Origin of the sequence: Pseudonocardia kongjuensis, from assembly GCF_039526905.1 — a bacterium.
GTDB classification, from domain to species: Bacteria; Actinomycetota; Actinomycetes; order Mycobacteriales; family Pseudonocardiaceae; genus Pseudonocardia; species Pseudonocardia kongjuensis.
This window is the reverse complement of the sequence record NZ_BAAAJK010000027.1, coordinates 24,943-48,179: the sequence shown is the minus strand read 5'-3', so window position 1 is coordinate 48,179 and position 23,237 is coordinate 24,943. Positions and strand designations below refer to the sequence as shown.

Genomic DNA, 23,237 nt, shown 5'->3' with positions numbered 1-23,237 from the left:
GCCGGAGCCGGCCGGCGGTGCCGCGGCGGTGCCGCAGCCGCCGGGGGCGACCGGCGCCGCGGCTGCGGGGAGCGGTGTCCCGATGTTGCCGCGCCCACCGCGCGGACGCCGCGCCGGGGGACCGGCGCCCGGGGCGACCGCCCCGGCGCAGGATGCGGCCGGCGCCGCGGCCACCGCGCTGCTGCCCGGTGTGCAGCACGCCGCCCCGCCGGACGCGGCCCCCGCCACCGCGTTCCTGCCCGCCCCGGATCGCACTGCCCCGGACCGCACTGCCCCGGATCGCACTGCCCCGGATCGCACCGCCCTGCCGGACACCGCCCTGGCCGCGGCGCCATCGCCGGACGGCCCCCGGGCGCACCCCGCCGCGGTCGCCGCACCACCGCTCGTGGCACCGGCGCCCCGGCGGCCGGCCGGACCGCTCCGGGAGGCCGGCACCGCGCTGGCCCGGCGGCGCGGCCCGGTCGCCCTGCTCGCGGCGGCCGCCGCCGCCGGGGCGGCGGCGCTCGCGCTGCTGTTCCCGCCCCCGGTCGTGGTGTCGACGTCGGTCCAGATCGGCGCCGTGGGCGTGACCGATCCCGGCCCGGCCACCGCCCGCGGGCTCGCCGCGGCGACCTCGGCCGCCTTCACCGACCGGGTCGCCGCGCTGTCCGGCCGCCCGGCCGCCGACGTCGCGGACCGGCTGGCGGTCACCGCCCCGGTCCCGGGCGTGCTCGACGTGCGGGTCACCGGACCGGACACCGCGACCGCCACGGCCGTCGCCGACGACGCCGTCACCGCGCTGCGCGAGCGGGTCGCGGTGCTGGACTCGGCCGTCGGCACGGCCGGGACCGATCCGCTGCGCGCGGAGCTGGACCGGATCGCCGCCGCACCACCGGACCAGCGGAGCAGCAGCAGCCGGTCCGAGCCCGATCCGGTGTCCGAGCAGCTCGGCCGCGCGCTGGCCGACCGGATCGGGCAGGCCACCGTCGTGCTGCCCGGACCGGACCCGGTCGTGCTGCCGGGGGAGCCGCCCGCCGGGCGTGCGGCGGTGGCCGCCGTCCTGGGCGGTCTCGCCGTGCTGCTGGGTGCCGCGATCGCGATCCCGGCGGTCCGCCGGGGCAGGCGGCTGCTGCCCGAGTCCGATCCGGCCGGGGCGCTCGCCGGGGTGCTCGACGTCCCGGTGCTCGCCCCCGGCCCGGCACCGGACGCGATCCCGGCGCTGGCCGCCGCGTACCGGGCGTCGCTGCGGGAGATGCCGGTGCTCACCGTGCTGCAGCTGACCGCGGAACCGGCCTGCGACATCGCCTCCGAGCTGGTCAAGGCGGCCGCGCTGGTCGGGGACCGGCGGGAGTACGCGGATCTGACCCCCGGTGCGGCTCCCGCCGGCGTCGCCCCCGGCGCGCCGGTGGTGCGGGCGCTGCGGGTGCGCAGGCCCACCCACGAGGACCTGTGCGTCCTGCGTGACGGCGGTCCGACGGTGCTGGCCGTGCAGACCGCGGGCACCCGCGCCGAGGAGGTGGTGGCGACCGTCGCGGCCCTGCGCGCGGTCGGCGCCCCGCCGGTGCTGTGCCTGGTGTGGCCGGGTCGGCTGCCGCGGGACCCGGCCCGGACGCCGCTGCCCGCCGACGCCCGGACCCGGGCGGATCCGTGACCCGCCGCGTCGCCGTCGTCGGGCTCGGTGTGCTCGGCGGCGCGGCGCTGCTGGCCATGGCCCGGGCCGGGATCGACTGCGTCGGCTTCGAGTCGGCGGGCGTCGGGCACGCCGGTGGTGCGTCCGGCGGCGGCGAGACCCGGATCTTCCGCACCGCCGTCCCGGAGGGCCCGGAGCACCGGCGGCTGCTGGACCGCAGCCGCGAGCTGTGGACCGGCCTCCCCGGCGGCCTGCTCACCCGCTGCGGCGCGCTCACCCTCGGCCCGGCGGGCGATCGCCGGGTGCGGGGCGCCGCCGCGGTCGCGGGCACCGAGGTGCTCGGCCCGGACGCGACGGCCGAACGCTGGCCCGCGCACCGCACCGGCCGCGGGGAGCTCGCGGTGCTCGACCCGCGCGGCGGCCTGCTCGAGGCGGCCGGGGCGACCCGGGCGCTGGTCGACGAGGCCCGCCGGGCCGGCGCGGTGGTGCGCGACGGCGTCACCGTGCTGGGCATGACCCGCCGCCACGGCCGGATCGTGCTGCGCACCGCCGACGGGGAGACGGTCGCCGGGGCCGCGGTGCTCGCCACCGGGCACGGGCGCCCGCTGCTCGGCCCGGCACCGGGCATCGAACAGCGCCGGGTGGTGCTGACCTGGTTCCCGGTCGAGGCGCCGGAACGGTTCGCCGCGGCCGGGTTCCCGCCGGGGCTGCGCTCCGGCGGGCCGGTGCACACCTTCTTCCCGAGCGTCGACGGCCGCACCATCAAGATCAATTTTCAGCAGCCGCAGCCCCGGGTGTTCGATCCCGACGACCACCATCCCTACGTGGAGCCCGGGTACGCGCTGCCCTGGGCCGCGGCGGTGGCGGACCGGATCGCCGGCATGCGGGAACACCCGGTGCGGATCGAGTCCTACGTGGAGGGGTACACGGTGGACCGGCGCGGGACGGTCGAGCTGTCCGACACCGGCCCCCGGGTCGTCGTGCTCGGCGGCTTCTCCGGGCAGGGCTTCAAGTGCGCGCCCGCGGTCGGCGAGATCGTCGCCGGCCTCGTCCGGACCGGGATCACCCACTGATCACGGATCGGGAACCCGGACGGTCGCCCGCCGGGCGTTCCGGTGCCCGATCCGTGATCACCGCCGCAGCCATCCCGCGCCGGGAACCCGCCGGCCGGTCCCGGGAGTTGACCGGGCGTGACCGTCCCACCCCGTCCGGCGCTCGCGGTGCTGCTGCGCGCCGCGATCGTGCTGTGTGTCGTGGCCGCGCTGGTCGCGGTCGAGCTGACCTCCCGCTCGGGCGTCGGCTGGCGGCTGACGACGTTCACCTACCAGGCCAACGTGCTCGCCGCCGTGTTCTACGCCGGCACGCTGCTGACCCGCAGGCTCGACGCCCGCCCCGGGCTGCGCGGCGCCGTCGTGCTGTACCTGCTCGGCGCCGGTCTGGTGTGGCTGGTGTTCCTCATCGACCGGAGCACGGGGTTCACCCCGGCGAACGTGCTGCTGCACCTGGTCGTCCCGGCGCTGGCGCTCGCCGACTGGCTGCTGACCGGCCGGGACCGGCCCGGGGCGCGCTGGTGGCATCCGCTGCCGTGGCTGCTGTACCCGGCCGGGTACCTGGCGCTGGTGCAGCTGGTGCTGGACGGCGCCCCCTACTACTTCCTCGACGTCCGCGTGCTCGGCTCGACCGGGCTGGTCCTGAACGTCGTCGGGCTGGGCGTCGGCTTCCTGGTGCTCGGCCTGCTCGTCGTCGCGCTCGGGCCGCGCGGTCAGGACGACAGGAAGCGGTCGATCTCCGCGGCGAACGGCTCCGGGTCCAGCAGCATCTCCAGGTGACCGCCGGGATAGCGGTGCACCCGGGACCGGCGGATCCCGCGGCTGAGCATCGTGGCGTTGCCGCGCGGCACGATCGGGTCGTCGTCGCCGGCGATGATCAGGGTGTCCGCGGTGATCGCGGGCAGCAGCGGCAGGCTGGTCCAGCCGGACAGCGCGAGCAGCTGGTAGTAGTACCCGCGCAGCGGGCCCCGCCGGGAGCCCGACCCGAGCGCCTCGGCGGCGCGTTCCGGGTGGTGCCGCAGCGACCCGCCGTAGATCTTCGAGGCCACCGCGTCGACGTAGGACGGGTCCTGGTGGCGTTTCGGCGAGGTCAGCACCGCCATCACCCGGGGTGACGCGGGCACCATCAGCGCGCCGGGGCCGGTCGCGACCAGCACGAGCTTCCGGACCCGCCGGCGGCGGCTGATCGCGAGCTGCTGGGCGAGCATCCCGCCCCAGGAGAAGCCGAGCACGTCGGCCTCGCCGATGCCCAGCTTCGTCAGCACCTGGCCGACCCGGTGCGCCATCCACGACAGGTGGTACGGCATCCGGGGGGCGGGCGAGCCGCCGATCCCGGGCGGATCGAACCGGATGATGTCCAGGTCCGCGGGCAGCGCGGCGACCAGCGGATCGAGGACGTCGGTGGCGGCGCCGATCCCGTTGCACAGCAGCAGCGGGGTGCGCCGCGCCCCGGGGCCGGACGCGGGCCGGCGCACGACGCGCAGTGAACGACCGCCGACGAGGACGTCGTGTTCCTCGAGCGGCGCGGGGCGGGGAGCTGATCCGGACATCACGGGCGAGCGTAAGCCTTGGCGGCGCCACCGACGGTGTGAGAGTGACCCGTCAGATAGGTGCCCGGCGCCGGGAACAGCGGCCGGAGCCTGCGCCCGCCCAGCTCGGGCGGCGCGTCCCGCAGCGCGCCGGACCGCTCGGCGAGCCAGCCGGCCAGGTCGTCCCACCAGGAGCCCTCGATCCGGCTCGCGGCGGCCAGCCAGGACTGCGGGTCGCCGTCGCCGGTCCCGCAGCTCGCCGCCCGGAACGAGGCGCCGGGCCGGGGCGGGGCGATCAGCGCGCCCGCCTGGTCGCCGGGCGCGAGCACCAGGCGGCAGGACCCGCCCAGCATGCGGGCCGTGCGGTGGCCGCCGGTCCACGGCTGGACCGGATCGTCGGCGGCCGCCACCAGGTAGCCGTCGCGGCGGAGCTCGGCGGGACGGACCGGGGTGCCCAGCACCCTGACCCCGCCGCCGCCACTGCCGCCGCCGTCGTCGTCCGCGTCGAAGGCGGAGTCGGCGAGCGCCGCGAGATCGGTGTGCAGGGCCGCGGGCAGCGGCAGCAGATCGGCGGCCCAGGCCCGCATCGCTCGGGCCGCGCGGCCGGGGGCCGCCCCGCCGGTCGCGTCCGGGACCGCCCACGGCAGCACCCGGTCCGGCCCGCGCCGCCACGCCCAGGCGGCGACGGCGGTGGGGCCGTCCAGCACCCCGTCCCGGGCGGCCCGCTCGGCTGCGGCCCGGGTGACCGCGGGATCCGGCCGGAACCCCGGCAGCGCGTCCGACTGGTCGAGCACGGTCGCCAGGTAACCGACGCCGGCGACCCGGTCGTCCAGGCCGATCGCGGCCTGGTGCGCCTGCACGGCCGCGGCCAGCAGCCCGCCGGTGCGGACGCCGAGCAGCGAGACCCGGGGTGCGCGGGCGATCCGGGTGCACGCCTCCAGGGCGTCCAGGACGGCGGCGGCGTGCGCGTCGAGGTCCCGGCCCGCGTCGGCCGGTCCGGCCGGGCGCCAGGACAGCGCGAACACCTGCAGCCCGCGCCCGACCAGGTGCTCGACGAGCGAGAAGCCGGGGGCGAGATCGGCCAGCCAGTACCGGTGGACGAGCGGCGGCACGACCAGCACCGGCGCGTCGTGCACCCGTTCGGTGACCGGCAGGTACTGCAGGAGCTCGAACACCGGGGTGCGCAGCACGACGGCGCCGGGGGTGGCGGCGACGTCCCGGCCGACGACCGGGCCGCCGCGGGCGTCCCGGGCACCGGTGTCGAACGGCACGTCCGGGCCGCCGGGTTCGGGGGCGGTGAACACCCGCCCGGCCGCGCCGGGGCCGGGAGCGTCCGGGTCGGGACCGGAGGCATCGGGGCCTGAATCGTCGGGTCCGGTGGCGTCGGGCCCTGAGGCGGCGGGTCCGGTGGCGTCGGGCCCTGCGGCGGCGGGTCCGGTGGCGTCGGGCCGTGAAGCGTCGGGTCCGGGCTCGGAGGAGTCGGGCCCGGGCTCGTGATCGTGATCGGCCTCGGGATCGGCCTCGGGATCGGCCTCGGGATCGGCCTCGGGATCGGCACTGCCGACCGGGCCGGCCGGGCCCGCCGGGGTCCCGGTGCCGAGCAGCAGCGCGCGCAGCCGGGCCGCGTCGGCGGCGGGCAGCGGGGACCCGTCGGCGGCGGCGTCGTCGAGGAGCCCGGACAGCGCGTCGGCTGTGACCTGCTGCAGCTGCGCCAGCCGGCGGCGGACCGGATCACCGGCCCGGTCACCGGGCACACCGTCTCCGGGCACACCGTCGCCGGGCGGGGAGCCGGACATCCCGATCCCGACCCGGCCGAGCTCGATCACCCAGCCGGCGCCGCGGCGCAGCAGCAGCGACGGCCGCGCGGTCAGCGCCGCCGCCAGCCGCAGCCCGGCGGCGGGCAGCGCCAGCGGTCCACCCGCTGCCGGCCCGCCGGCACCGTCCGCGCGTCCCTCACCCGTCGTCATCGGCTCCATCATCCCCACTACCGGCCGTCGGGGCGCGTTCACCCCGCGTCCGTCGCCCGGTCAGGCCGGCCCGGCAGGGTGGGCCCGCAACCCGCCCCGCCCCGCCTGCCCCGTAACCCGGCCCGCCCCGCCTGCCCCGTAACCCGGCCCGCCCCGTAACCCGGCCCGCCCGCCCGCCTGGCAACCCGGCCCACCCCACCCGAGCCGTAACCGGCCCACCCCGCCCGAGCCCCAACCCGGCCCACCCCGACCCGCACCCCGGGAGCCCCGATGCCGACACCGTCCCCGGCGCCCGCGCCGCCGACCGGTCCGCGTACCGCCCGGCCCGGCGCGTTCCTGCGGGAGTTCCTGCGCGACCCGCTGCACACCGCGTCGCTGCTGCCCAGCTCCCGCCCGCTGGCCGCCGCGGCGAGCGGACCGGTGCCCGGCACCGGCGAACCGGTCGTCGTCGAGCTGGGGCCCGGCACCGGCGCCTTCACCGGGGCGATCGCCGAGCGGCTCGGCGGGCGCGGGCACCACCTGGCGGTCGAGCTGAACCCGCGGCTGGCCGGGCTCCTGGAGCGCGCCCATCCCGGGCTCGACGTCGCCGTCGCCGACGCGCTCGCGCTGCCCGCACTGCTGGCCGAGCGCGGGCTCGGCCGGGCCGACGTCGTCGTCTCCGGGCTGCCCTGGGCCGCCCACCCGGCGACCGGCCGGACGCTGTCCGCGGTGCTCGCCGGCTCGCTGCACCCGCACGGCGTGCTCACCCAGTTCGGTTACACCTGCACCCGCTCGCTGCCGCCGGCCCGCCGGCTGCGCCGCCAGCTGGCCGCCGCGTTCGCCGACGTCACCTGCGGCCCGACGGTGTGGGCGAACCTGCCGCCCGCCTTCGTCCTGACCGCCCGCCTGCCCCGCCACCCCTGACCTGGACCGACGGCGGGCAGCGCCCACCCCGGATCGGCGGGCGGGCGCCGGGCTACCCTGATCGGCGCCCCGCGGCCGGGTCGCCGCCGACCGAGACGCCCGCGGGAGTTCGCAGGTTCCCGCCCGGGAACGACCCACGGACCAGGGGAGACGTGTGTCGGAGACCCAGCTCGTGTCGCCGGAGACCCGCCCGCTGCGGGCATGGCAACGCAGCGCGCTCGCCCGCTACCTCGCCACCTCGCCGCAGGACTTCCTCGCGGTCGCGACGCCCGGCGCCGGCAAGACGACGTTCGCGCTGCGGGTCGCCTCCGAGCTGCTGCGCGACCGGGTGATCGACGCGGTGACGGTCGTCACCCCGACCGAGCACCTGAAGTTCCAGTGGGCCGAGGCGGCGGTCGCCGCGGGCATCGCGATCGACCCGGAGTTCCGCAACTCCGCGGGCGGCACCTCGCGGGACTACCACGGCATCGCCGTGACCTACGCCGGCGTCGCCGCGCACCCGATGCTGCACCGCAACCGCACCGAGAACCGCCGGATGCTGGTGATCCTCGACGAGATCCACCACGCCGGCGACGCCCGCAGCTGGGGCGACGCCGTCTACGAGGCGTTCGAGCCGGCCACCCGCAGGCTGGCGCTGACCGGTACCCCGTTCCGCTCCGACGACAACCCGATCCCGTTCGTCGAGTACGTGCCCGACTCCGACGGCGCGCCCCGCAGCCGGGCCGACCACCAGTACGGCTACGCCGAGGCGCTCGCCGACAACGTCGTCCGGCCGGTGGTGTTCCTCGCCTACTCGGGCACCTCGAACTGGCGCACCAGCGCCGGCGAGGAGATCTCCGCCCGGCTCGGCGAGCCGCTCACCCGCGAGCAGACCGCGATGGCGTGGCGGACCGCGCTGGACCCGGCGGGCGACTGGATGCCGTCGGTGCTCGCCGCCGCCGACCGGCGGCTGCAGAGCCACCGCGACGGCGGCATGCCCGACGCGGGCGGCCTGGTCATCGCCTCCGACCAGGCGACGGCGCGCGCCTACGCCGGGCTGCTGCGCCGGATCACCGGCGACCAGCCCGCCGTGGTGCTGTCCGACGAGGCGGGCGCCTCGGACCGGATCGCCGAGTTCGCCCGCTCGCAGGAACGCTGGATGGTCGCCGTCCGGATGGTGTCCGAGGGCGTCGACGTGCCGCGCCTCGCGGTCGGGGTCTACGCGACCTCGGCGTCCACGCCGCTGTTCTTCGCCCAGGCGATCGGCCGCTTCGTGCGGTCGCGGCGGCCGGGGGAGACGGCGTCGGTGTTCGTCCCGAGCGTGCCGGTGCTGCTCGGCCTGGCCAGCGAGCTGGAGGCGCAGCGCGACCACGTCATCGGGAAGCCGCAGCGTCCGGAGGAGATCTGGAACGACGCCGAGCTGAACGAGGCGAACAAGCAGCGCGACGAGCCCGACGACGACAAGGCGTTCACCTCGCTCGGCGCGGACGCCGAGCTGGACCAGCTGATCTACGAGGGGGCGACCTACTCCGCCGACGAGGAGGACTACCTCGGCCTGCCCGGGCTGCTGGAGCCCGACCAGGTGCGGACGCTGCTGTCCCAGCGGCAGGCGGACTGGATCAAGAAGGGGTCGCCGCGCACCGGCGCCCAGGCCCGGGCGACCCCGGCGACCGAGCCGCCGCCGCCCCCGCAGGCGCAGCGCGGGCAGAGCGTCCGGGAACGGCTGCAGACCCTGCGCAAGGAGCTGAACACGCTGGTCGCGCTGCACAACCACAAGACCCGCAAGCCGCACGGGAAGATCCACAACGAGCTGCGGGCGCACTGCGGCGGGCCGCCGGTGGCGATGGCCACCATCGAGCAGCTCGAGGAGCGGATCGCGACCCTGCGCTCCTGGCGCTGACGGCCGGCGGGGGAGCGGATCAGGGAGCGCGTCCGGGCCGTTCCGGGAGCGCCCCGCCGCTGCCGACGTCGCCGGGGGCGGGCTCGTCGCCGTCCCGGGACCGGAGCGCGACGGCGAGCACCACCAGCAGGATGCCCACCGCCTCCAGCCCGCCCGGCAGCTGCCCGAGCATGACCACCCCGATCCCGGTCGCCGTCGCCGGGAGCAGCGCCAGCAGCACCGCGAACCGGGCCTGCCCGACCCGGCGGAGCACGACCTGGTCCAGGACGTAGGGCACCACCGACGACAGCACACCCAGCCCGACGGACAGGGCGAGCACACCCGGGTCCAGCAGCGGTGCGAGATTCGCCACACCGGCGGATCCGTCGGGGCCGACCAGCAGCAGCGGCAGCAGCACGACCGCGGCCACGGTGAAGCCGGTGGCGAGATCGTCGATCCCGGTCCCGGCCCGGGCGACCCGCTTGCCGAGCAGGATGTAGGCGGCCCACATGGCCGCGGCGGCGAGCGCCCACAGCACGCCGGCCGGGCTGCCGGACCACCGGACGTCGGCGATCAGCAGCACCCCGGCGGCGGCCAGCCCGACGGCGCCGAAGTCGCGCAGGCGGCGCGACGCCAGCGCGGCGACCAGCACCGGCCCGGTGAACTCGATGGCCACCGTGGTGCCCAGCGGGAGCCGGGCGATCGCCTCGTAGTACGCGACGTTCATCAGGGCCGTGGCCAGGCCGAACAGCCCGGCGCGCAGCAGCCGGACGCCCCGCCAGGCGGCGCGCCCGGGGCGCCGCCAGGCGAGCAGGACCAGTGCCGCGCCGATCAGCCGCAGCTCGGCGACCGCGGACGGCGCCAGCCGGTCGAACAGGCCGACGGCGAGCGCCGCGCCGACGTACATCGACGTGCCGCCGGCGAGGAACAGCAGCGGGGCGGGTACGCGTTCGCCGAACGGTCGTGCACTCACCGGAGCACGGTAGCCCCCGACACACCCTGTTTACCGACGCCCGCTTGCACGGGTGGCTCCCGTCCCCGCATGATTCACACGCAGTCAACTTCATACGCAATCGGTCACCGCGGGTACATCGCGGCGTCACCTGCTCGATCCGGACCCGGTCCGGACGTGACGGGCGTCGCGACTCGCCCCGGGAACACGTGCAGGGGCTTCGAGCGTCTGCTTTAGTGTGGGCGACCCGCCTGGTGCGGTCGTCACAGTGATACGGCGGAGGGTCGCCCGAGGCCCACCGCCGCGACGGAGGGAGACCGCTATGCAGCCCGAAACGCTGACCCGGCCCGAACTGACCCTCACCGACCGCTGTGACCGTTGCGGTGCGGCGGCGAAGGTTCGCGCGATCCTTCCCTCCGGTGGGGAGCTCCTCTTCTGCAACCACCACGGCCGTGCACACGCCGAGAAGCTGCGTGAGTCCGGTGTGGAGGTGCAGGGCGGGGAGTGATTGCCCGCGGGCGTGACTCGTCGCGCCCATCAGACTCGACCGAGCGGGGCGGGGATCCGACCAGGATCCCCGCCCCGCTCGCGTGTGCGATGCCCCGTTCCGGCGCCTGAGATGCGCTGAGCGGTCCGCGGCGCCGGTCCCGAGGGGGTCACCCCGGCCCGGGCCCGATGCCGGGTGCTGGACGACGAAACGCCGCCGGGACCCGATGGGCCCCGGCGGCGTCGTGGACGGTGCTGCTGCTCAGGCCTCGACGAGCCGCCCGGTGACGACGTGGTTGCCGTTGCGCGACGCCGTCGCGGCCGGCTTCGGGTCGGGCGGCAGCGGCGTGTTGCCGAGGATCAGGTCCGCGGCCCGCTCCGCGACCATCACGACCGGCCCGTAGGTGTTGGAGTTCGGGACGTCCGGGAACACCGAGGCGTCGACCACCCGCAGCCCGTCGACCCCGTGCACCCGCATCGTGGCCGGATCGACGACCGCGCCCCGGTCGGTCCCCATCCGGCAGGTGCTGGTCGGGTGCAGCCCGTTCTGGGCCCGGCGGCCGATCCAGTCGAGCACCTGCTCCGGGGTGCGGACGCTCGGCCCGGGGAAGGTCTCGCCGCCGTCCAGCCCGGCGAACGCGGGCTGGTCCAGCAGCGTCCGGGCGATCTGGATGGCCTCCACCCAGCGCCTGCGGTCCCGCTCGCTGCCGAGGTAGTTCAGCCGGATCTCGGGCGGCACGCCGATGTCGCGGGAGGTGGCGCGGACGGTCCCGCGGGCGTCCGACGTCATCACGCTCACGTGCATCTCGTAGCCGTGCCCGGCGGGCCGCACGTCCGGCGCGAACCGCATCGCGACCGGCGCGAACAGGATCATCACGTCCGGGATGCCGCCGGCCAGCGAGGTCGAGGCGAAGCCGCCGATCTCGAAGTGGTTGCTCGCGCCGATGCCGGTGCCGGAGACGAGCCAGCGGGCCGCGGCACCGGGGAGCTTGTGCACCCGCCGGTGGGTCGCCAGCGAGACCGGGCGGACGCAGGCGTGCTGCAGGTGGATCGCGAGATGGTCCTGCAGGTCGGCGCCGACACCGGGCAGCTCGGCGCGCACGTCCACCCCGATCGACGCCAGGTGCTCCGGGTCACCGACGCCGGACACCTGCAGCAGCTGCGGGGTCGCGATCGCGCCGGCGGCGAGGATCGTGTCCCCGGCGTCGACGTCGCGGAAGGTGCCGTCGCCGGCCCGGTACCGGACCCCGATCACCCGGGTGCCGGTGTGGCCGAACCGCAGCTGGCGGACGTTCACGCCGGTCCGGACCTGCAGGTTCGGCCGGGACGCCGACACCGGGTGCAGGTAGGCGTCGGTCGCGGAGTACCGGCGGCCGCGGAAGATGGTCCGCTCGGTCCGGGAGAAGCCCTCCTGGCGCGGCCCGTTGACGTTGTCGACGACCGCGTGCCCGGCCTGGCCCGCGGCGATCAGGAACGCGTCGTTCAGCGGGCCCGCGGCGGGGGCGCGCTCCAGGATCTGCGGACCCGACCCGTCGGCGTCGAGCGCGATGCGGTGCTCGGAGAGCCTGCGCTCCAGCCGCCGGTAGTACGGCAGGCAGTGCGCCGAGCTCCACTCCTGCAGGCCCGGACCGGTCGCCCAGCGGTCGTAGTCGCCCGGGTTGCCGCGCTGGTAGACCATCCCGTTGATGCTGCTGCTCCCGCCGAGCACCTTGCCCCGGGGGACGGCGACCCGGCGCCCGGCGAGGCCGGGCTCCGGCTCGGAGGTGTAGCACCAGTCGTACCGCGGGTTGCCCCAGGCGTGGGAGAGCGCCGCGGGCATCCGGATGACCGGGTCCCAGCGGTGGTCGGGCTGACCGGCCTCCAGCATCAGCACCGTGCGCGACGGATCCTCGCTCAGGCGATGGGCGAGCACGGCACCGGCCGACCCACCGCCGACGATGACGACGTCGTACCGCGCCATACCGATTCTCCCGTTTCCGAAGTTGGCACTGTTGGCACTCACCTGCACGGATTGACCCATTCGAGTGAGCAACCCCCCTTGCGGGCTCTCACGGTACGCCGTGCCCCCGGGCCGGGCTCACCGGCCCGTACCCTCACTCGTGTGACCACGGCGGGGGACAACGCTGACGACCCTGGCGGCGCCGGCAGTGCCGGCAACGCTGAGAGCGCCGACGACGCGGACAGGGCGCTGGCCGCGCTGGGCGCCCAACTCGACGCCTCCGTCGCCGATCTGGAGTTCGCCCGACGACGGGTCCGCGAACTGCAGGAACTGCGTGCCCGAGGCCTCGGTTGGAGGGAGATCGTACCGCGCGAGGAGCGGCCGTTGATCGTCGAGACCGTCACCCGAGCGTTGGACGGTCTCGGCGCGATAGGGGGACGCTTCCGTCGTGAGGAGGCGGTCGCCCTGCACGCCGAGGGGGAGACGATCGCCGGCATCGGCCGGTTGTTCGGGGTCAGCAGGCAGCGGGTGTCGGCCTACCTGCAGGAGCACGTCCAGCTGCAGGCGCTGCGCGCCGCCGCCGAGGCCGATCACGCGCCCTCGGAGCGCTGACCCGGCCGCCGCTCAGGCGTCGTCGCGCCGGTGCCGGGCCCGCCGCTGGGCGGGGACCCGCGGCCCGGCGGGCGGTACCCCGGGGCGGCGGGCGGCCGGAATCAGCGCCGTGCGGTCCGGGGGTCGCTCACCGGACGACGGCCGGGGGCCGGTGCCGCGCGGGGCGGCGGCGCGCTGCTCCAGCCGGGCCAGCTCGCGGACGTCGCGGATCCGGGCGGCGAGTGCCGTCGTCACCACCTGCAGCGCGCCGGCGAGCCGATCGGCCGGCCGGGCCGCGGAGTCCCGGCGGTCGAGCAGCTGCAGCGCACCCGCGGCGTGCGCGCCGACGAGCACCGGCACGGTCAGCGACCGCACCAGCCCGCAGCCGGCCGCGACCGCGGCCAGGCCCGGCGGATCGGCCCGGGCGAGATCGGGCGTGACCAGCACCCGGCCGTCGTGCGCGGTGCGCAGCGCGGGACCGGCGCCGGAACGGGCCTGCAGCTGGCCGATCCGGGTGGCCGCGGTGTCCGAGCCGAACACCCGCCGCCGCTCCGGATCGCGCGGGTCGGCCGGCTCGTGCAGGACCAGCACCGCGCCGGCGACCCCGGCCGCGGGCACCAGCGCCACGCAGATCCCGGACAGCATCGCCGCGACGTCGACGTGTGCGACGGAGGTCGCGCCGGCCTGCAGCGCCACCCGCACGAGCGCCGGGCCGGGATCGGGTGCGGGCCGCCCGGGAGCGCCCGGGGGCCAGAGCGAGGCCGCCATCTCGTCCTTCCGTGTACCGCCGTGGTCGGCCCGAGGATATCGACCGGGTGACGGCGCCGGGCGGTGGCGCGGCTGGGATATCGTCCGGACGTACCGCGGGAGCCCGCGCACCGAGGCTGAGAGGGCGGCAGGACCGGCCGCCGACCGTTCGAACCTGATCCGGTTGACACCGGCGTAGGGAGGCCGCCCCCGTGCGCGCTCGTGTGCTGTCCCTGTTCGGGGCACTGCTGCTGCTCGTCCTCACCGGCTGCTCCGGCGGCGCCCCGGCGTCCGGGCCGGTGCGGGTGGCGCTGGACTGGACACCCAACACCAACCACCTCGGGCTGTTCGTCGCCCAGCAGGCGGGCTACTTCGACGAGGCCGGCCTGGACGTGGAGTTCCTGCCCTGGAACGCCACCTCGCCGGACACCCTGGTCGGCACCGGCGCCGCCGACTTCGGCATCAGCTTCCAGGACTCGTTCACCTTCTCCAGGGCCGCCGGCGCCGACATCACCTCGGTGATGGCGATCCTGCAGCACTGGGCCACCGAGGTCGCGGTGCGCGCCGACCGCGACGACATCCGCTCCCCGCGCGACCTCGACGGCAAGGTCTACGCCGGGTTCGGCGGGCCGGGCGAGATCCCGAAGATGCAGGCCGTCATCCGGGCCGACGGCGGCCGCGGCGAGTTCACCACCGAGGTGCTCAACACCGCCGCCTACGAGGCGCTCTACGCCGGACGGGCCGACTTCACCGAGCCGTTCGTCAACGTCGAGGGCATCGAGGCCGAGCTGCGCGGCGAGCCGATCCGGACGTTCCGCTACACCGACTACGGCTTCCCGGACGCCTACAACGTGCTGCTCATCGGCAACTCCACCCGGCTCGCGGAGGACCCGGAGCGGGCCCGCGCGTTCGTCGGCGCGGTGCAGCGCGGCTACCGGCTCGCCGCCGACGACCCGGCCGGGGCGGCCCGGATGCTGAAGGAGGCCAACCCGGGTGCCTTCACCTCCGACGAGCTGGTCGACCGCGGCGCCGCGATGCTCGCCGAGCGCTTCCTGCGCGACGAGCAGGGCCGGGTCGGCTTCCAGACGGCCGAGCGCTGGTCCGGGTTCTCCGGCTTCCTGTACTCCACCGGCTCGGTCACCGGCCCGGACGGCGCACCGGTCACCGAGCTGCCGGACTTCGCCACCTGGTTCACCAACGACTACCTGACGCCGTGATCCGCAGGCTCGGGCCGGCCCTGCTGGTCGTCGGGCTGCTGCTGGCGGCCTGGCAGGTCGCGGTGACCGTGTCCGGCGTCGCCCCACAGGTGCTGCCCTCGCCGGCCCGGGTGCTCGAACAGGGCTGGGCGTTCCGCGACGCGCTGTGGGCGAACACCCTGCCGACGGTCCAGGTGACGGCGATCGGCTTCGCGGTGTCGCTGGTGGTGGCCTGGTCGGTCGCGGTGGCGGTGGACTTCTCGCCGTGGCTGCGCCGCGCGCTGACCCCGCTGCTGGTCGCCTCGCAGACCCTGCCGGTGATCGCGATCGCCCCGTTGCTGATCATCTGGTTCGGCTTCGGGCTGCTGCCGAAGGTGCTGGTCATCGCGCTGGTGACGTTCTTCCCGGTGACGGTCGGCCTGATCGAGGGCTTCGCGGCCACCGACCGGTCGGCGACGGCGCTGCTGCGCAGCATGGGCGCGGGCCGCTGGCAGCGGTTCCGGTACGTCCGGCTGCCCGGGGCGATGCCGTCGTTCTTCACCTCGCTGCGGATCGCCATCACCTACGCCGTGACCGGCGCGATCTTCGCCGAGTACGTCGGCGCCCGGGCCGGGCTGGGGATCTTCATGCAGCTGCAGCGCAACCAGTTCCGCACCGACCTGGTGCTGGCCGCGGTCGCCGTGACGGCCGCGCTGTCGGTGACCCTGTTCGGCCTGACCTACCTGGTGCAGCGCCTGGTCACGCCGTGGTACCGGGGGGACCACCGGTGAAGGTGTCGGTGCGGGACCTGTCGGTGTCCTACGGCGATCGGCCGGTGCTGTCCGACGTCTCGCTGGACGTCGCGGCCGGCGAGTTCGTCTCGGTGGTCGGCCCGTCCGGCTGCGGCAAGTCCACCCTGTTCGGGGCGCTGACCGGGATCCTGGACGGCGCGACGACGACCGGCACGATCACGGTGGACGGCGGCCCGGTGCGCGGGGCGCCGTTCGGCTACATGCCGCAGCAGGACCTGCTGTTCCCGTGGCGGACCGTGCTCGACAACACCACGCTCGGCCTGGAGGTCGCCGGGGTGTCCCGCCGCGAGGCCAGGGCGCGGGCCGGGGAGCTGTTCGAGCCGTTCGGCCTGGCCGGGTTCGAGCAGTCCCGGCCGGGCGAGCTCTCCGGCGGGATGCGGCAGCGCGCGGCGCTGCTGCGCACCGTCGTCGGCGGGCGCGAGGTGCTGCTGCTCGACGAGCCGTTCGGCGCGCTGGACGCGCTCACCCGCACCGGCATGCAGGAGTGGCTGGACGCGATGCGCGGGCGCTACGGCTGGACCACCCTGCTGATCACGCACGACGTGCGGGAGGCCGCCTTCCTCTCCGACCGGGTCGTGGTGTTCTCACCGCGCCCGGCCGCCGTCCGCCGGGTGGTGCCGGTGGACCTGCCCCGCCCGCGCACCCGCGCGATGCTCACCGATCCGCGGATCGCCGCCGTGGAGGCCGAGCTGCTGGACGTCCTGCACTCCTGAGCGCGCCGCCGCCTAGCCTGGGCGCCGTGACCGGTCCGCGCACGGTGCTCGTCCTCGGCGGCACCACCGAGGGCCGGGCGGCCGCGGCGGAGCTGGCCGCCCGGGGCGGCGTCCGGGTGATCTCCTCGCTGGCCGGGGCGGTGCGCAGCCCCCGGCTGCCCGACGGCGAGGTGCGGATCGGCGGCTTCGGCGGACCCGGCGGGCTCGCCCGCTTCCTGCACGCCGAGCGGGTGTCCGCGGTGCTCGACGCCACGCACCCGTTCGCCGCGACGATGACCGCCAACGCCGCCGCCGCCTGCACCGCCACCGGGACCCCGCTGGTGGTGCTGCGCCGGCCCGGCTGGACGCCGGTCCCGGGGGACCGCTGGCACCGGGTCGGCTCGGTCGCCGCGGCCGCCGCCGCGGTCCTGCCCGCGCTGCCCGCCCTGCCGCCCGGGGAGCGCGGGCGGGTGCTGCTCACCACCGGGCGCGGCGGGTTGGCCGAGTTCGCCGGTGTCGACGCCGAGTTCTGGATCCGGGCCGTCGACCCGCCGGACGGGCCGCTCCCTGAACGGCACACGCTGCTGCTCGACCGCGGCCCGTTCACCCTCGACGCCGAGCGGGCGCTGCTGGACCGGGTGCGCCCGCACGTGCTGGTGACCAAGGACTCCGGCGGGGACGCCACCGCGGCGAAGCTGGTGGCCGCGCGCGAGCGCGGGATCGGCGTCGTCGTGGTGGACCGGCCCGGGGTGCCGCCCGGGGTGCCGGTGGCGGACACGGTCGCCGCGGCCCTCGCCCGGCTCCCCTGCTGATCTCCCCTGCTGATCGACCTTGCTGATCACCGGTCGTGGAGCGCCGCACCCACCCGGCGGCCGCCGCGCTCCACAACCGGTGATCACGCCACGACGACGGTGAGCGAGCCCGGCTCCGGCTGCGCGGCCAGCGCCGCCGGGGCGGCGGCCAGCGGGATCCGGTGGGTGACCAGCCGGGCCGGATCGAGCCGCCCGGTGGCGACCAGCTCCATCAGCGCCGGGTAGTCGGCGGCGGCCATCCCGTGGCTGCCGGTCAGCACCAGCTCCTTGGCGATCATCTCGGGGACCGGGACGGCCGGGTCCCCGCTCAGCAGCCCGACCTGCACCAGCACACCCTGCGGGCGCAGCGCCCGGATCCCGAGGGCCAGCGCCTCGGCCCGCCCGGCGGCCTCCACGGCGACCCGGGCGCCGCCGTCGCCGATCAGCTCACGCACCCGGTCCGGGCCGGCCGCCGGATCGAGCGTCGCGACCGCGCCCAGCCGTTCCGCCCTGGCCCGCGCCGCCGGTGCTGGATCGGCGACCACCACGTCGGCGCCCAGCGTCCCGGCCACCAGCACCGCGGCCAGCCCGACCCCGCCCGCGCCGATCACCAGCACCGTGTCGCCGGGGACGATCCCGCCGCGCCCGGTGAGCGCCCGGTTGGCGGTGGCGACCCGGCAGCCGAGGAGCGCGGCTCCGGCGGCGTCGGTCCCGTCCGGCAGCGGCACCAGATTGTGGTCGGCGTGCCGCAGCGCGACCAGCTCGGCGAACGCGCCGTCGTGGGTGAAGCCGGGCTGCTGCTGGTGCGGGCAGACCTGGGACCGACCGGCCCGGCACTGCGCGCAGGTCCCGCAGCCGCACACGAACGGGGTCGTGACCCGGTCGCCGATCCGCACCCGGCGCACGTCCCGCCCGGTCGCCACCACCCGGCCGGCGAGCTCGTGGCCGGGCACGAACGGCAGCGGGACGCCGTCGTCGTGGCCGAGCCAGGCGAACCGGTCGCTGGCGCACAGCCCGGTCGCCTCCACCCGGACGACGGCACCGTCCGGTGCGGGCACCGGATCGGGCAGCTCGACGAGCTCCGGCGTGGCGCCGAAGGCGGTGACCCGGACCGCCCGCATCAGGTGTTCGCCCCGCGCGCGTCGACCGGCCAGCGGTCGACGACGGTGTCCCCGCCCGCCCCGTCGCCGCTGAGGACGACCAGGTGGTCGGCCAGGTTCACCGCCGAGCACACGTGGTTGGGGACCACCCGCACGCGGCTGCCCGGTTCCGGGACCGGCTCGTCGCCGAACGCGACGGTGGCGTGGTGCTCGGACAGCGCGGTGACCCGGGCGTCCGGGTGCCCGGGCAGCCGCCCGTACCCGGAGGCCCACGGTGCCCGGTCGGCGCCGAGGGTCTTGCTGCCCGCGTCCAGCACGGCGTGCCCGGGGCGGGCGTGCACCACGGTGGCGACGGCGGTCAGCGCGCACCGGTCGAACCCGGCCGCGTCCAGCTCGACCTGCTGGGCGTCGCCGAACACCGACACCCCGGGCCGGGACTCGGTCGGCGCCCACCGGTCGGGGAGATCGGGGGAGAGGTCCTCGGTCGGGCTGGACCCGCCGCTGCGGACCAGCGGCTCGATCCCGGCGGCGGCCAGCCCGGCGGCGGCCGCGGACAGCGCGGCGACCTCGTCGGCGGCCGCGGCGGCGCGGGCGCCGGGGGCGTAGGCGTGCCCGGGGAAGGTGAACACCCCGGCCACCGCCAGCCCGGCGGCCCGGGCCCGCGCGGCGAGGCCGCCCGCGTCGCCGGGGTCGACCCCGGTCCGGTGGTGCCCGGAGTCGACCTCCACCAGCACCTGCGCCGGCGCCCCGCGCAGGGCCGCGGCCAGCCGGTCCGCGCCGGCGACCGAGTCGACGCCGATCCGCAGCCGGACCCGCCCGGCCAGCGCGCGCAACCGGTCCGCCCGGCCGCCCGCCGCCCACACCGGGTAGGCGAGGAACAGATCGTCGACGCCGGCGGCGGCGAACACCTCGGCCTCGGCGACCGTCGCCAGGGTCAGGCCGGCCGCGCCGTGCGCGAGCTGGCGGCGGGCCACCGCGACGCTCTTGTGCGTCTTGGCGTGCGGCCGCCAGGCGAGGCCGCGCCGGCGGGCCCGGTCCGCGCCGTCGGTCAGGTTGCGTTCCAGCACGCCGGCGTCGACGGCGAGGAACGGGGTGTCGAGATCCTCGGTGCGCATCGCGGTGATCGTCGCATCGGGCGGCTCACCCCGGGCGCAGGTCCCGGGTCATCAGCATCAGCGCGGCCGGGCCGTCGTCGCCGGGGACCGTCCGGAAGCCGGTCTTCGCGTAGAAGGCCAGCGCGCGGGCGTTGCCCGGCTCCACCTTCAGCGTCAGCCGGGACCGGCCCTGCTCGAGGGAGACCGTCACCACGGCGTCGACCAGCGCACCGGCCACCCCGGTCCCGCGGGCCTCCGCGGCGACCCACATGCCGTAGAGGTATCCCTCGTCGTCGGCGGCGGAGGGGCGCCAGCAGGCCGTCCCGGCGGGCCGCCCGTCCCGGTGCGCGACGAACCGCGCGTGCCGGGTGAGCACGCCCCGCCAGGCGGCCTCGTCCAGGCCGGCCTGCTCGTGCAGGAAGTCGCTGTCGGGTCCGAACGACTCCCGGACCGAGGCGAGCCGGACCTCCCGGGCCAGCGCCCAGTCGTCAGGGCACAGGCGGTGCACCGTCGTCGTCATCGCCCGAGCCCTCCCCGCCTGCCGTCGGCGGTGACGGTAGCGGCTCAGCCGGTGGTCGTCCCGGTCTCGTAGTGCCGGGGGGTGAAGACGACCGGGCCGCCGTCGCGGTCGACGACCCGGGTGGTCGACGAGCCGACGATCACCAGGGTGCGCATGTCCACCAGCTCCGGGTCCAGCTCCCCGAGCGTGGTGACGGTGATCCGCTGCCCGGCGCCGCCGACGTCGCGGCCGAGCACCACCGGGGTGTCCGGGGAGCGGTGCTCCAGCAGCACCTCGCGGGCCGCGCCGACCTGCCACGGCCGGGCCTTCGACCGCGGGTTGTAGATCGCGATCGCCAGGTCCGCGGAGGCCGCGGCGCGCAGCCGGGCGGCGACCACGTCCCACGGCTTGAGCCGGTCGGACAGCGAGATCATCGCGTGGTCGTGCCCGAGCGGGGCGCCGACCGCCGCGGACACCGCCTGCGCCGCGGACAGCCCGGGCAGCACCCGGACCGGCACGTCGCGGTACTTCGGCCCGGACGCGACCTCCAGCACCGCGGCGGCCATCGCGAACACGCCCGGGTCGCCGGCCGAGACGACCGCGACCCGCCGCCCGGACGCGGCCAGGTCCAGCGCGTGCGCGGCCCGCTCGGACTCCACCCGGTTGTCCGACGGGTACCGGTTCTGCCGCGGGTTGGGCGGCACCCGGTCCAGGTAGGGCCCGTACCCGACGAGATCGTCGGCGACCGACAGCGCGGCCGCGACCTGCGGGGTCAGCCAGTCCCGCCCGGCGGGCCCGGTCCCGACGACGACGACCTCGCCCGGCCCGCGCACCGACGCCGGATCGGCCGGATCGGGGGCGACCCGGTGGTCGTCGTTCTCCTGGTCGGGCACCGACGAGGCGATGTCGCCGGGCACCAGCGCGATGGCGAAGTAGGGCACCCCGCCGGCGTCGACGTCGCCGACGGCGCCGGTGCGCTGGCCCTCCATGGTGGCCCGCTCCACGTAGTGCGCGCGGTCCAGCTTCCCGGCGTCGGCGAGCGCATCGCGCACGGTGCCGAAGGTCCGGCCGAGCTTCATCACGGCGGCCGAGTCGGTGTCGGCGAGCCGGCGGGCCAGCTCGTCGCGGGGCAGCGTGCCGGGCAGCACGGTGAGCACCTCGTCCCGCTCGACGAGCGGGCGGCCGAGCGCGGCGGCGGCCCCGCTGATCGAGGTGACGCCGGGCACCACCTCGGTGCGGTAGCGGCCGGCGAGCCGCTTGTGCATGTGCATGTAGGAGCCGTAGAAGAGCGGATCGCCCTCGGCGAGCAGGACGACGTCGCGCCCGGCGTCGAGGTGCGCGGCGAGCCGCGCGGCGGCCTCGGTGTAGAACTCGTCGATGGCGCCCTGGTAGCCGCCGGGATGGTCGGTGGTCTCGGTGGTGACCGGGTAGACCAGCGCCTCCTCGATCGCGGTGCCGGACAGGTGCGGCTCGGCGATCCGGCGCGCGATGGACCGGCCGTGCCGGGCGGAGTGGTAGGCGATCACGTCGGCGTCGCGGACCAGGCGGGCCGCCTTGATCGTGGTCAGCTCGGGATCGCCGGGGCCGAGGCCGACGCCGTAGAGGGTCCCGGCGGGGAGGGCGCTGCTCACGCGATGATCTCCTGCTCGTGGGCCAGCGCGTTCAGCGCGGCGGCGGTGATCGCCGAGCCGCCGCGGCGGCCGTGCACCACCAGGTGCTCCAGGTCGGTGCGGGCGGCGAGGGCCTGCTTGGACTCGGCGGCGCCGATGAACCCGACCGGGATGCCGAGCACGGCGGCCGGTCGCGGCGCGCCCCGGTCGATCAGGTCGAGCAGGTGGAACAGCGCGGTCGGGGCGTTGCCGACGGCGACCACGGCACCGTCGAACCGGTCGGCGAGCAGCTCCAGCGCGGCCGCCGAGCGGGTGTTGCCGATCCGCTGCGCCAGCTCCGGCACGCGCGGGTCGCGGAGCAGGCAGAGCACCTCGTTGCCGGCCGGGAGCCGGGCCGCGGTCACCCCGGAGGCGACCATCATCGCGTCGCACAGGATCGGCGCGCCCCCCTTCAGCGCCCGCCGGGCGGCGTCGACCAGGCCGTCCGAGGCGGCGATGTCGGCGGTCAGGTCGACCTGGCCGCAGGCGTGGATCATCCGCACCGCGACGTCGGCCATCCCCGGTGGCAGGCCGGTCAGGTCCGCCTCGGCGCGGATCGTCGCGAACGAGCGCCGGTAGATCTCGGCGCCGTCGGTGATGTAGTCGTGGCCGCTCAGCGGGTGCTCCTCGGTCGGTCGTGCGGTGGGGCGGTGAGCGCGCCGGGCGCGCCGTCGATCAGGTAGGCGCCGGGCCCGGTGGCGACGGCGTCGGCGTGCGGGGTGTGCGGGGCGCCGCAGCGCCGGGCGCAGCCGACGACGTGCACCGGCCGCCCGGGGCCGCGCCGGATCAGCGCCCGGGCGTCGCCCCGGACGTCGGCGAGCGACTTCGCGCAGCCGGGGGTGCCGGCGCAGGCGCTGACCCGCAGCGCGGGATGGTCCGGATCGGTCACCAGCCCGGCCGCGCCCAGCCGGGCGGCGGCGCCGGGCACCGGGCGGGGGAGGACCAGCGTCCGCCACGGCGTCACCACCAGCTCCGGTGCGGTGCCGGCGAGCACCTCCAGCTGCCCGGCGGACAGCTCCCCGAGCACCGGGGCCGCCCCCACCGCGCCGCCGCCGAGGTCCCCGACGCCGGGCGGCGCGCCGTCGAGCGTTGCGAGATGGTCGTCGCCGGAGCCGTCTCGCAAGGCTCGGCCGCCGGTTCCCAGCAGCGCGGCGATCCGGTCGGGGGCGTCGTCGAGCTCGGCGGTGCGCCAGGTGCCGGTGTCCAGGGTCAGGAACGCCTGCGCGGCGTCCAGCAGCAGGGCGGGGGCGCCGGCCCGGGGGCTGACCAGGCCGGTCCCGGTCCCGGCGACGACGAGCTCGCCGTCGTCCGGGGAGGTCGCCCGCCAGCACAGGTCGGGACGCTCCCCGGCGACGTCGCCGCGGCCGTCGTCGAGGGCGAACAGGAACCGGCCGGACAGCCGGGCGAGCCCCGGCCGGGCGCACAGCCCGCGGTCCAGCGCGGCGGCCAGCCCGCGCACGTCGGCGAGTCCGCCGGTGATCCCGGACAGCGGGGAGGCCAGGATGTTCCGGACCCGCTCGTGGGTGGTCGAGGGCAGCAGCCCGGCCTCGGCGAGCTCCCGGACCGGCCGCGGATCGGCCGGATCGAGGCCGCGCAGCTGCAGGTTCCCGCGGGAGGTGAGGTGCACCGATCCGTCACCGGCCCGGGCGGCGAGCGCCCCGACCGCGCGCAGCGCCGGCGCGGGGACCACCCCGCCGGGCAGCCGGACCCTGGCCAGCGCGCCGTCCGCCGCGAGATGCGGCGACACGACGCCCGGGCAGGCGTCGGCGCGGGTACGGGCGGTCGTCGGCACGCC

The 23,237-nt window shown here is 77.1% G+C and carries 22 protein-coding genes; 11 read left to right on the top strand and 11 right to left on the bottom strand.

The window, feature by feature from the left end; genetic code table 11:
* Positions 1-82 precede the first annotated feature (82 nt).
* The 3 genes from ABD160_RS21520 (at position 83) to ABD160_RS21510 (ending at position 3,438) form a co-directional block, all read left to right on the top strand.
* Positions 83-1,630 (top strand): hypothetical protein, encoded by a 1,548-nt coding sequence (locus ABD160_RS21520; protein ID WP_344025275.1) that lies wholly within the window; start codon positions 83-85, stop codon positions 1,628-1,630.
* Complete coding sequence (locus ABD160_RS21515; protein ID WP_344025273.1) at positions 1,627-2,682, top strand: FAD-dependent oxidoreductase; 1,056 nt, start codon at positions 1,627-1,629, stop codon at positions 2,680-2,682. Before ABD160_RS21520 ends, ABD160_RS21515 begins: the two co-directional genes overlap by 4 nt.
* Positions 2,683-2,799: 117 nt before the next feature.
* A complete protein-coding gene (locus tag ABD160_RS21510; RefSeq protein ID WP_344025271.1) occupies positions 2,800-3,438 on the top strand; it encodes a Pr6Pr family membrane protein in 639 nt (212 codons plus the stop codon).
* Here the strand turns inward: ABD160_RS21510 and ABD160_RS21505 are convergent.
* Complete coding sequence (locus tag ABD160_RS21505) at positions 3,372-4,208, bottom strand: alpha/beta fold hydrolase (protein ID WP_344025269.1); 837 nt, start codon at positions 4,206-4,208, stop codon at positions 3,372-3,374. The genes ABD160_RS21510 and ABD160_RS21505 overlap by 67 nt on opposite strands.
* Positions 4,208-6,154: a hypothetical protein gene (locus ABD160_RS21500; RefSeq protein WP_344025264.1), complete on the bottom strand. Its 1,947-nt coding sequence runs from the start codon at positions 6,152-6,154 to the stop codon at positions 4,208-4,210. The genes ABD160_RS21505 and ABD160_RS21500 overlap by 1 nt, the downstream gene beginning before the upstream one ends.
* A gap of 270 nt (positions 6,155-6,424) precedes the next feature.
* Here ABD160_RS21500 and ABD160_RS21495 point away from each other — a divergent pair, with 270 nt between their 5' ends.
* Positions 6,425-7,057, top strand: coding sequence for a class I SAM-dependent methyltransferase (locus tag ABD160_RS21495; RefSeq protein ID WP_344025261.1), 633 nt, complete (start codon positions 6,425-6,427; stop codon positions 7,055-7,057).
* Positions 7,058-7,211: 154 nt separating this feature from the next.
* Positions 7,212-8,936, top strand: a complete 1,725-nt coding sequence (locus tag ABD160_RS21490; RefSeq protein ID WP_344025259.1) for a DEAD/DEAH box helicase — start codon at positions 7,212-7,214, stop codon at positions 8,934-8,936.
* A gap of 19 nt (positions 8,937-8,955) precedes the next feature.
* On the opposite strand, the gene ABD160_RS21485 is transcribed toward ABD160_RS21490, so the two are convergent.
* Positions 8,956-9,822, bottom strand: coding sequence for an EamA family transporter (locus ABD160_RS21485; RefSeq protein WP_344025595.1), 867 nt, complete (start codon positions 9,820-9,822; stop codon positions 8,956-8,958).
* Between the two features lie 367 nt (positions 9,823-10,189).
* On the opposite strand from ABD160_RS21485, the gene ABD160_RS21480 reads away from it, so the two are divergent.
* The gene (locus ABD160_RS21480) at positions 10,190-10,375 is read left to right on the top strand and encodes a DUF7455 domain-containing protein (protein ID WP_085911435.1); all 186 of its coding nucleotides are present in this window, start codon (positions 10,190-10,192) and stop codon (positions 10,373-10,375) included.
* A 240-nt stretch (positions 10,376-10,615) separates the two neighbouring features.
* On the opposite strand, the gene ABD160_RS21475 is transcribed toward ABD160_RS21480, so the two are convergent.
* Positions 10,616-12,313 carry a choline dehydrogenase gene (locus ABD160_RS21475; RefSeq protein ID WP_344025253.1) on the bottom strand — a complete coding sequence of 566 codons (1,698 nt, stop codon included), beginning with the start codon at positions 12,311-12,313 and terminating at the stop codon, positions 10,616-10,618.
* Positions 12,314-12,454: 141 nt separating this feature from the next.
* Between ABD160_RS21475 and ABD160_RS21470 the strand changes: the two genes are divergently transcribed.
* A complete protein-coding gene (locus tag ABD160_RS21470; protein WP_344025251.1) occupies positions 12,455-12,904 on the top strand; it encodes a hypothetical protein in 450 nt (149 codons plus the stop codon).
* 12 nt (positions 12,905-12,916) lie between these two features.
* Here ABD160_RS21470 and ABD160_RS21465 read toward each other — a convergent pair whose 3' ends face one another.
* On the bottom strand, positions 12,917-13,651 hold the full coding sequence (locus ABD160_RS21465) for a GAF domain-containing protein (protein WP_344025249.1): 735 nt from the start codon (positions 13,649-13,651) through the stop codon (positions 12,917-12,919).
* Positions 13,652-13,842: 191 nt separating this feature from the next.
* Between ABD160_RS21465 and ABD160_RS21460 the strand changes: the two genes are divergently transcribed.
* From ABD160_RS21460 to ABD160_RS21445, 4 genes are read left to right on the top strand one after another with little or no spacing between them, the layout of a single operon-like run.
* Positions 13,843-14,847: an ABC transporter substrate-binding protein gene (locus ABD160_RS21460; protein ID WP_344025247.1), complete on the top strand. Its 1,005-nt coding sequence runs from the start codon at positions 13,843-13,845 to the stop codon at positions 14,845-14,847.
* Positions 14,844-15,596 carry an ABC transporter permease gene (locus ABD160_RS21455; RefSeq protein WP_344025245.1) on the top strand — a complete coding sequence of 251 codons (753 nt, stop codon included), beginning with the start codon at positions 14,844-14,846 and terminating at the stop codon, positions 15,594-15,596. The genes ABD160_RS21460 and ABD160_RS21455 overlap by 4 nt, the downstream gene beginning before the upstream one ends.
* Positions 15,593-16,330: an ABC transporter ATP-binding protein gene (locus tag ABD160_RS21450; RefSeq protein ID WP_344025243.1), complete on the top strand. Its 738-nt coding sequence runs from the start codon at positions 15,593-15,595 to the stop codon at positions 16,328-16,330. Before ABD160_RS21455 ends, ABD160_RS21450 begins: the two co-directional genes overlap by 4 nt.
* A 26-nt stretch (positions 16,331-16,356) precedes the next feature.
* Entirely contained in the window at positions 16,357-17,121 is a 765-nt protein-coding gene (locus ABD160_RS21445; RefSeq protein ID WP_344025241.1) for a cobalt-precorrin-6A reductase, read from the top strand.
* Positions 17,122-17,204: 83 nt separating this feature from the next.
* Here ABD160_RS21445 and ABD160_RS21440 read toward each other — a convergent pair whose 3' ends face one another.
* The 6 genes from ABD160_RS21440 to ABD160_RS21415 are packed head-to-tail and all read right to left on the bottom strand — an operon-like array spanning position 17,205 to position 23,234.
* The gene (locus tag ABD160_RS21440; protein ID WP_344025239.1) at positions 17,205-18,221 is read right to left on the bottom strand and encodes an alcohol dehydrogenase catalytic domain-containing protein; all 1,017 of its coding nucleotides are present in this window, start codon (positions 18,219-18,221) and stop codon (positions 17,205-17,207) included.
* Positions 18,221-19,315, bottom strand: coding sequence for an alanine racemase (locus ABD160_RS21435; RefSeq protein ID WP_344025237.1), 1,095 nt, complete (start codon positions 19,313-19,315; stop codon positions 18,221-18,223). The genes ABD160_RS21440 and ABD160_RS21435 overlap by 1 nt, the downstream gene beginning before the upstream one ends.
* 25 nt (positions 19,316-19,340) lie before the next feature.
* Positions 19,341-19,814, bottom strand: a complete 474-nt coding sequence (locus ABD160_RS21430; RefSeq protein ID WP_344025235.1) for a GNAT family N-acetyltransferase — start codon at positions 19,812-19,814, stop codon at positions 19,341-19,343.
* A 44-nt stretch (positions 19,815-19,858) separates the two neighbouring features.
* Positions 19,859-21,424, bottom strand: a complete 1,566-nt coding sequence (locus ABD160_RS21425; protein WP_344025233.1) for a precorrin-2 C(20)-methyltransferase — start codon at positions 21,422-21,424, stop codon at positions 19,859-19,861.
* Positions 21,421-22,059 carry a precorrin-8X methylmutase gene (locus ABD160_RS21420; RefSeq protein ID WP_344025593.1) on the bottom strand — a complete coding sequence of 213 codons (639 nt, stop codon included), beginning with the start codon at positions 22,057-22,059 and terminating at the stop codon, positions 21,421-21,423. Before ABD160_RS21420 ends, ABD160_RS21425 begins: the two co-directional genes overlap by 4 nt.
* Positions 22,056-23,234, bottom strand: coding sequence for a precorrin-3B synthase (locus ABD160_RS21415; RefSeq protein ID WP_344025231.1), 1,179 nt, complete (start codon positions 23,232-23,234; stop codon positions 22,056-22,058). The genes ABD160_RS21420 and ABD160_RS21415 overlap by 4 nt, the downstream gene beginning before the upstream one ends.
* Positions 23,235-23,237 lie beyond the last annotated feature (3 nt).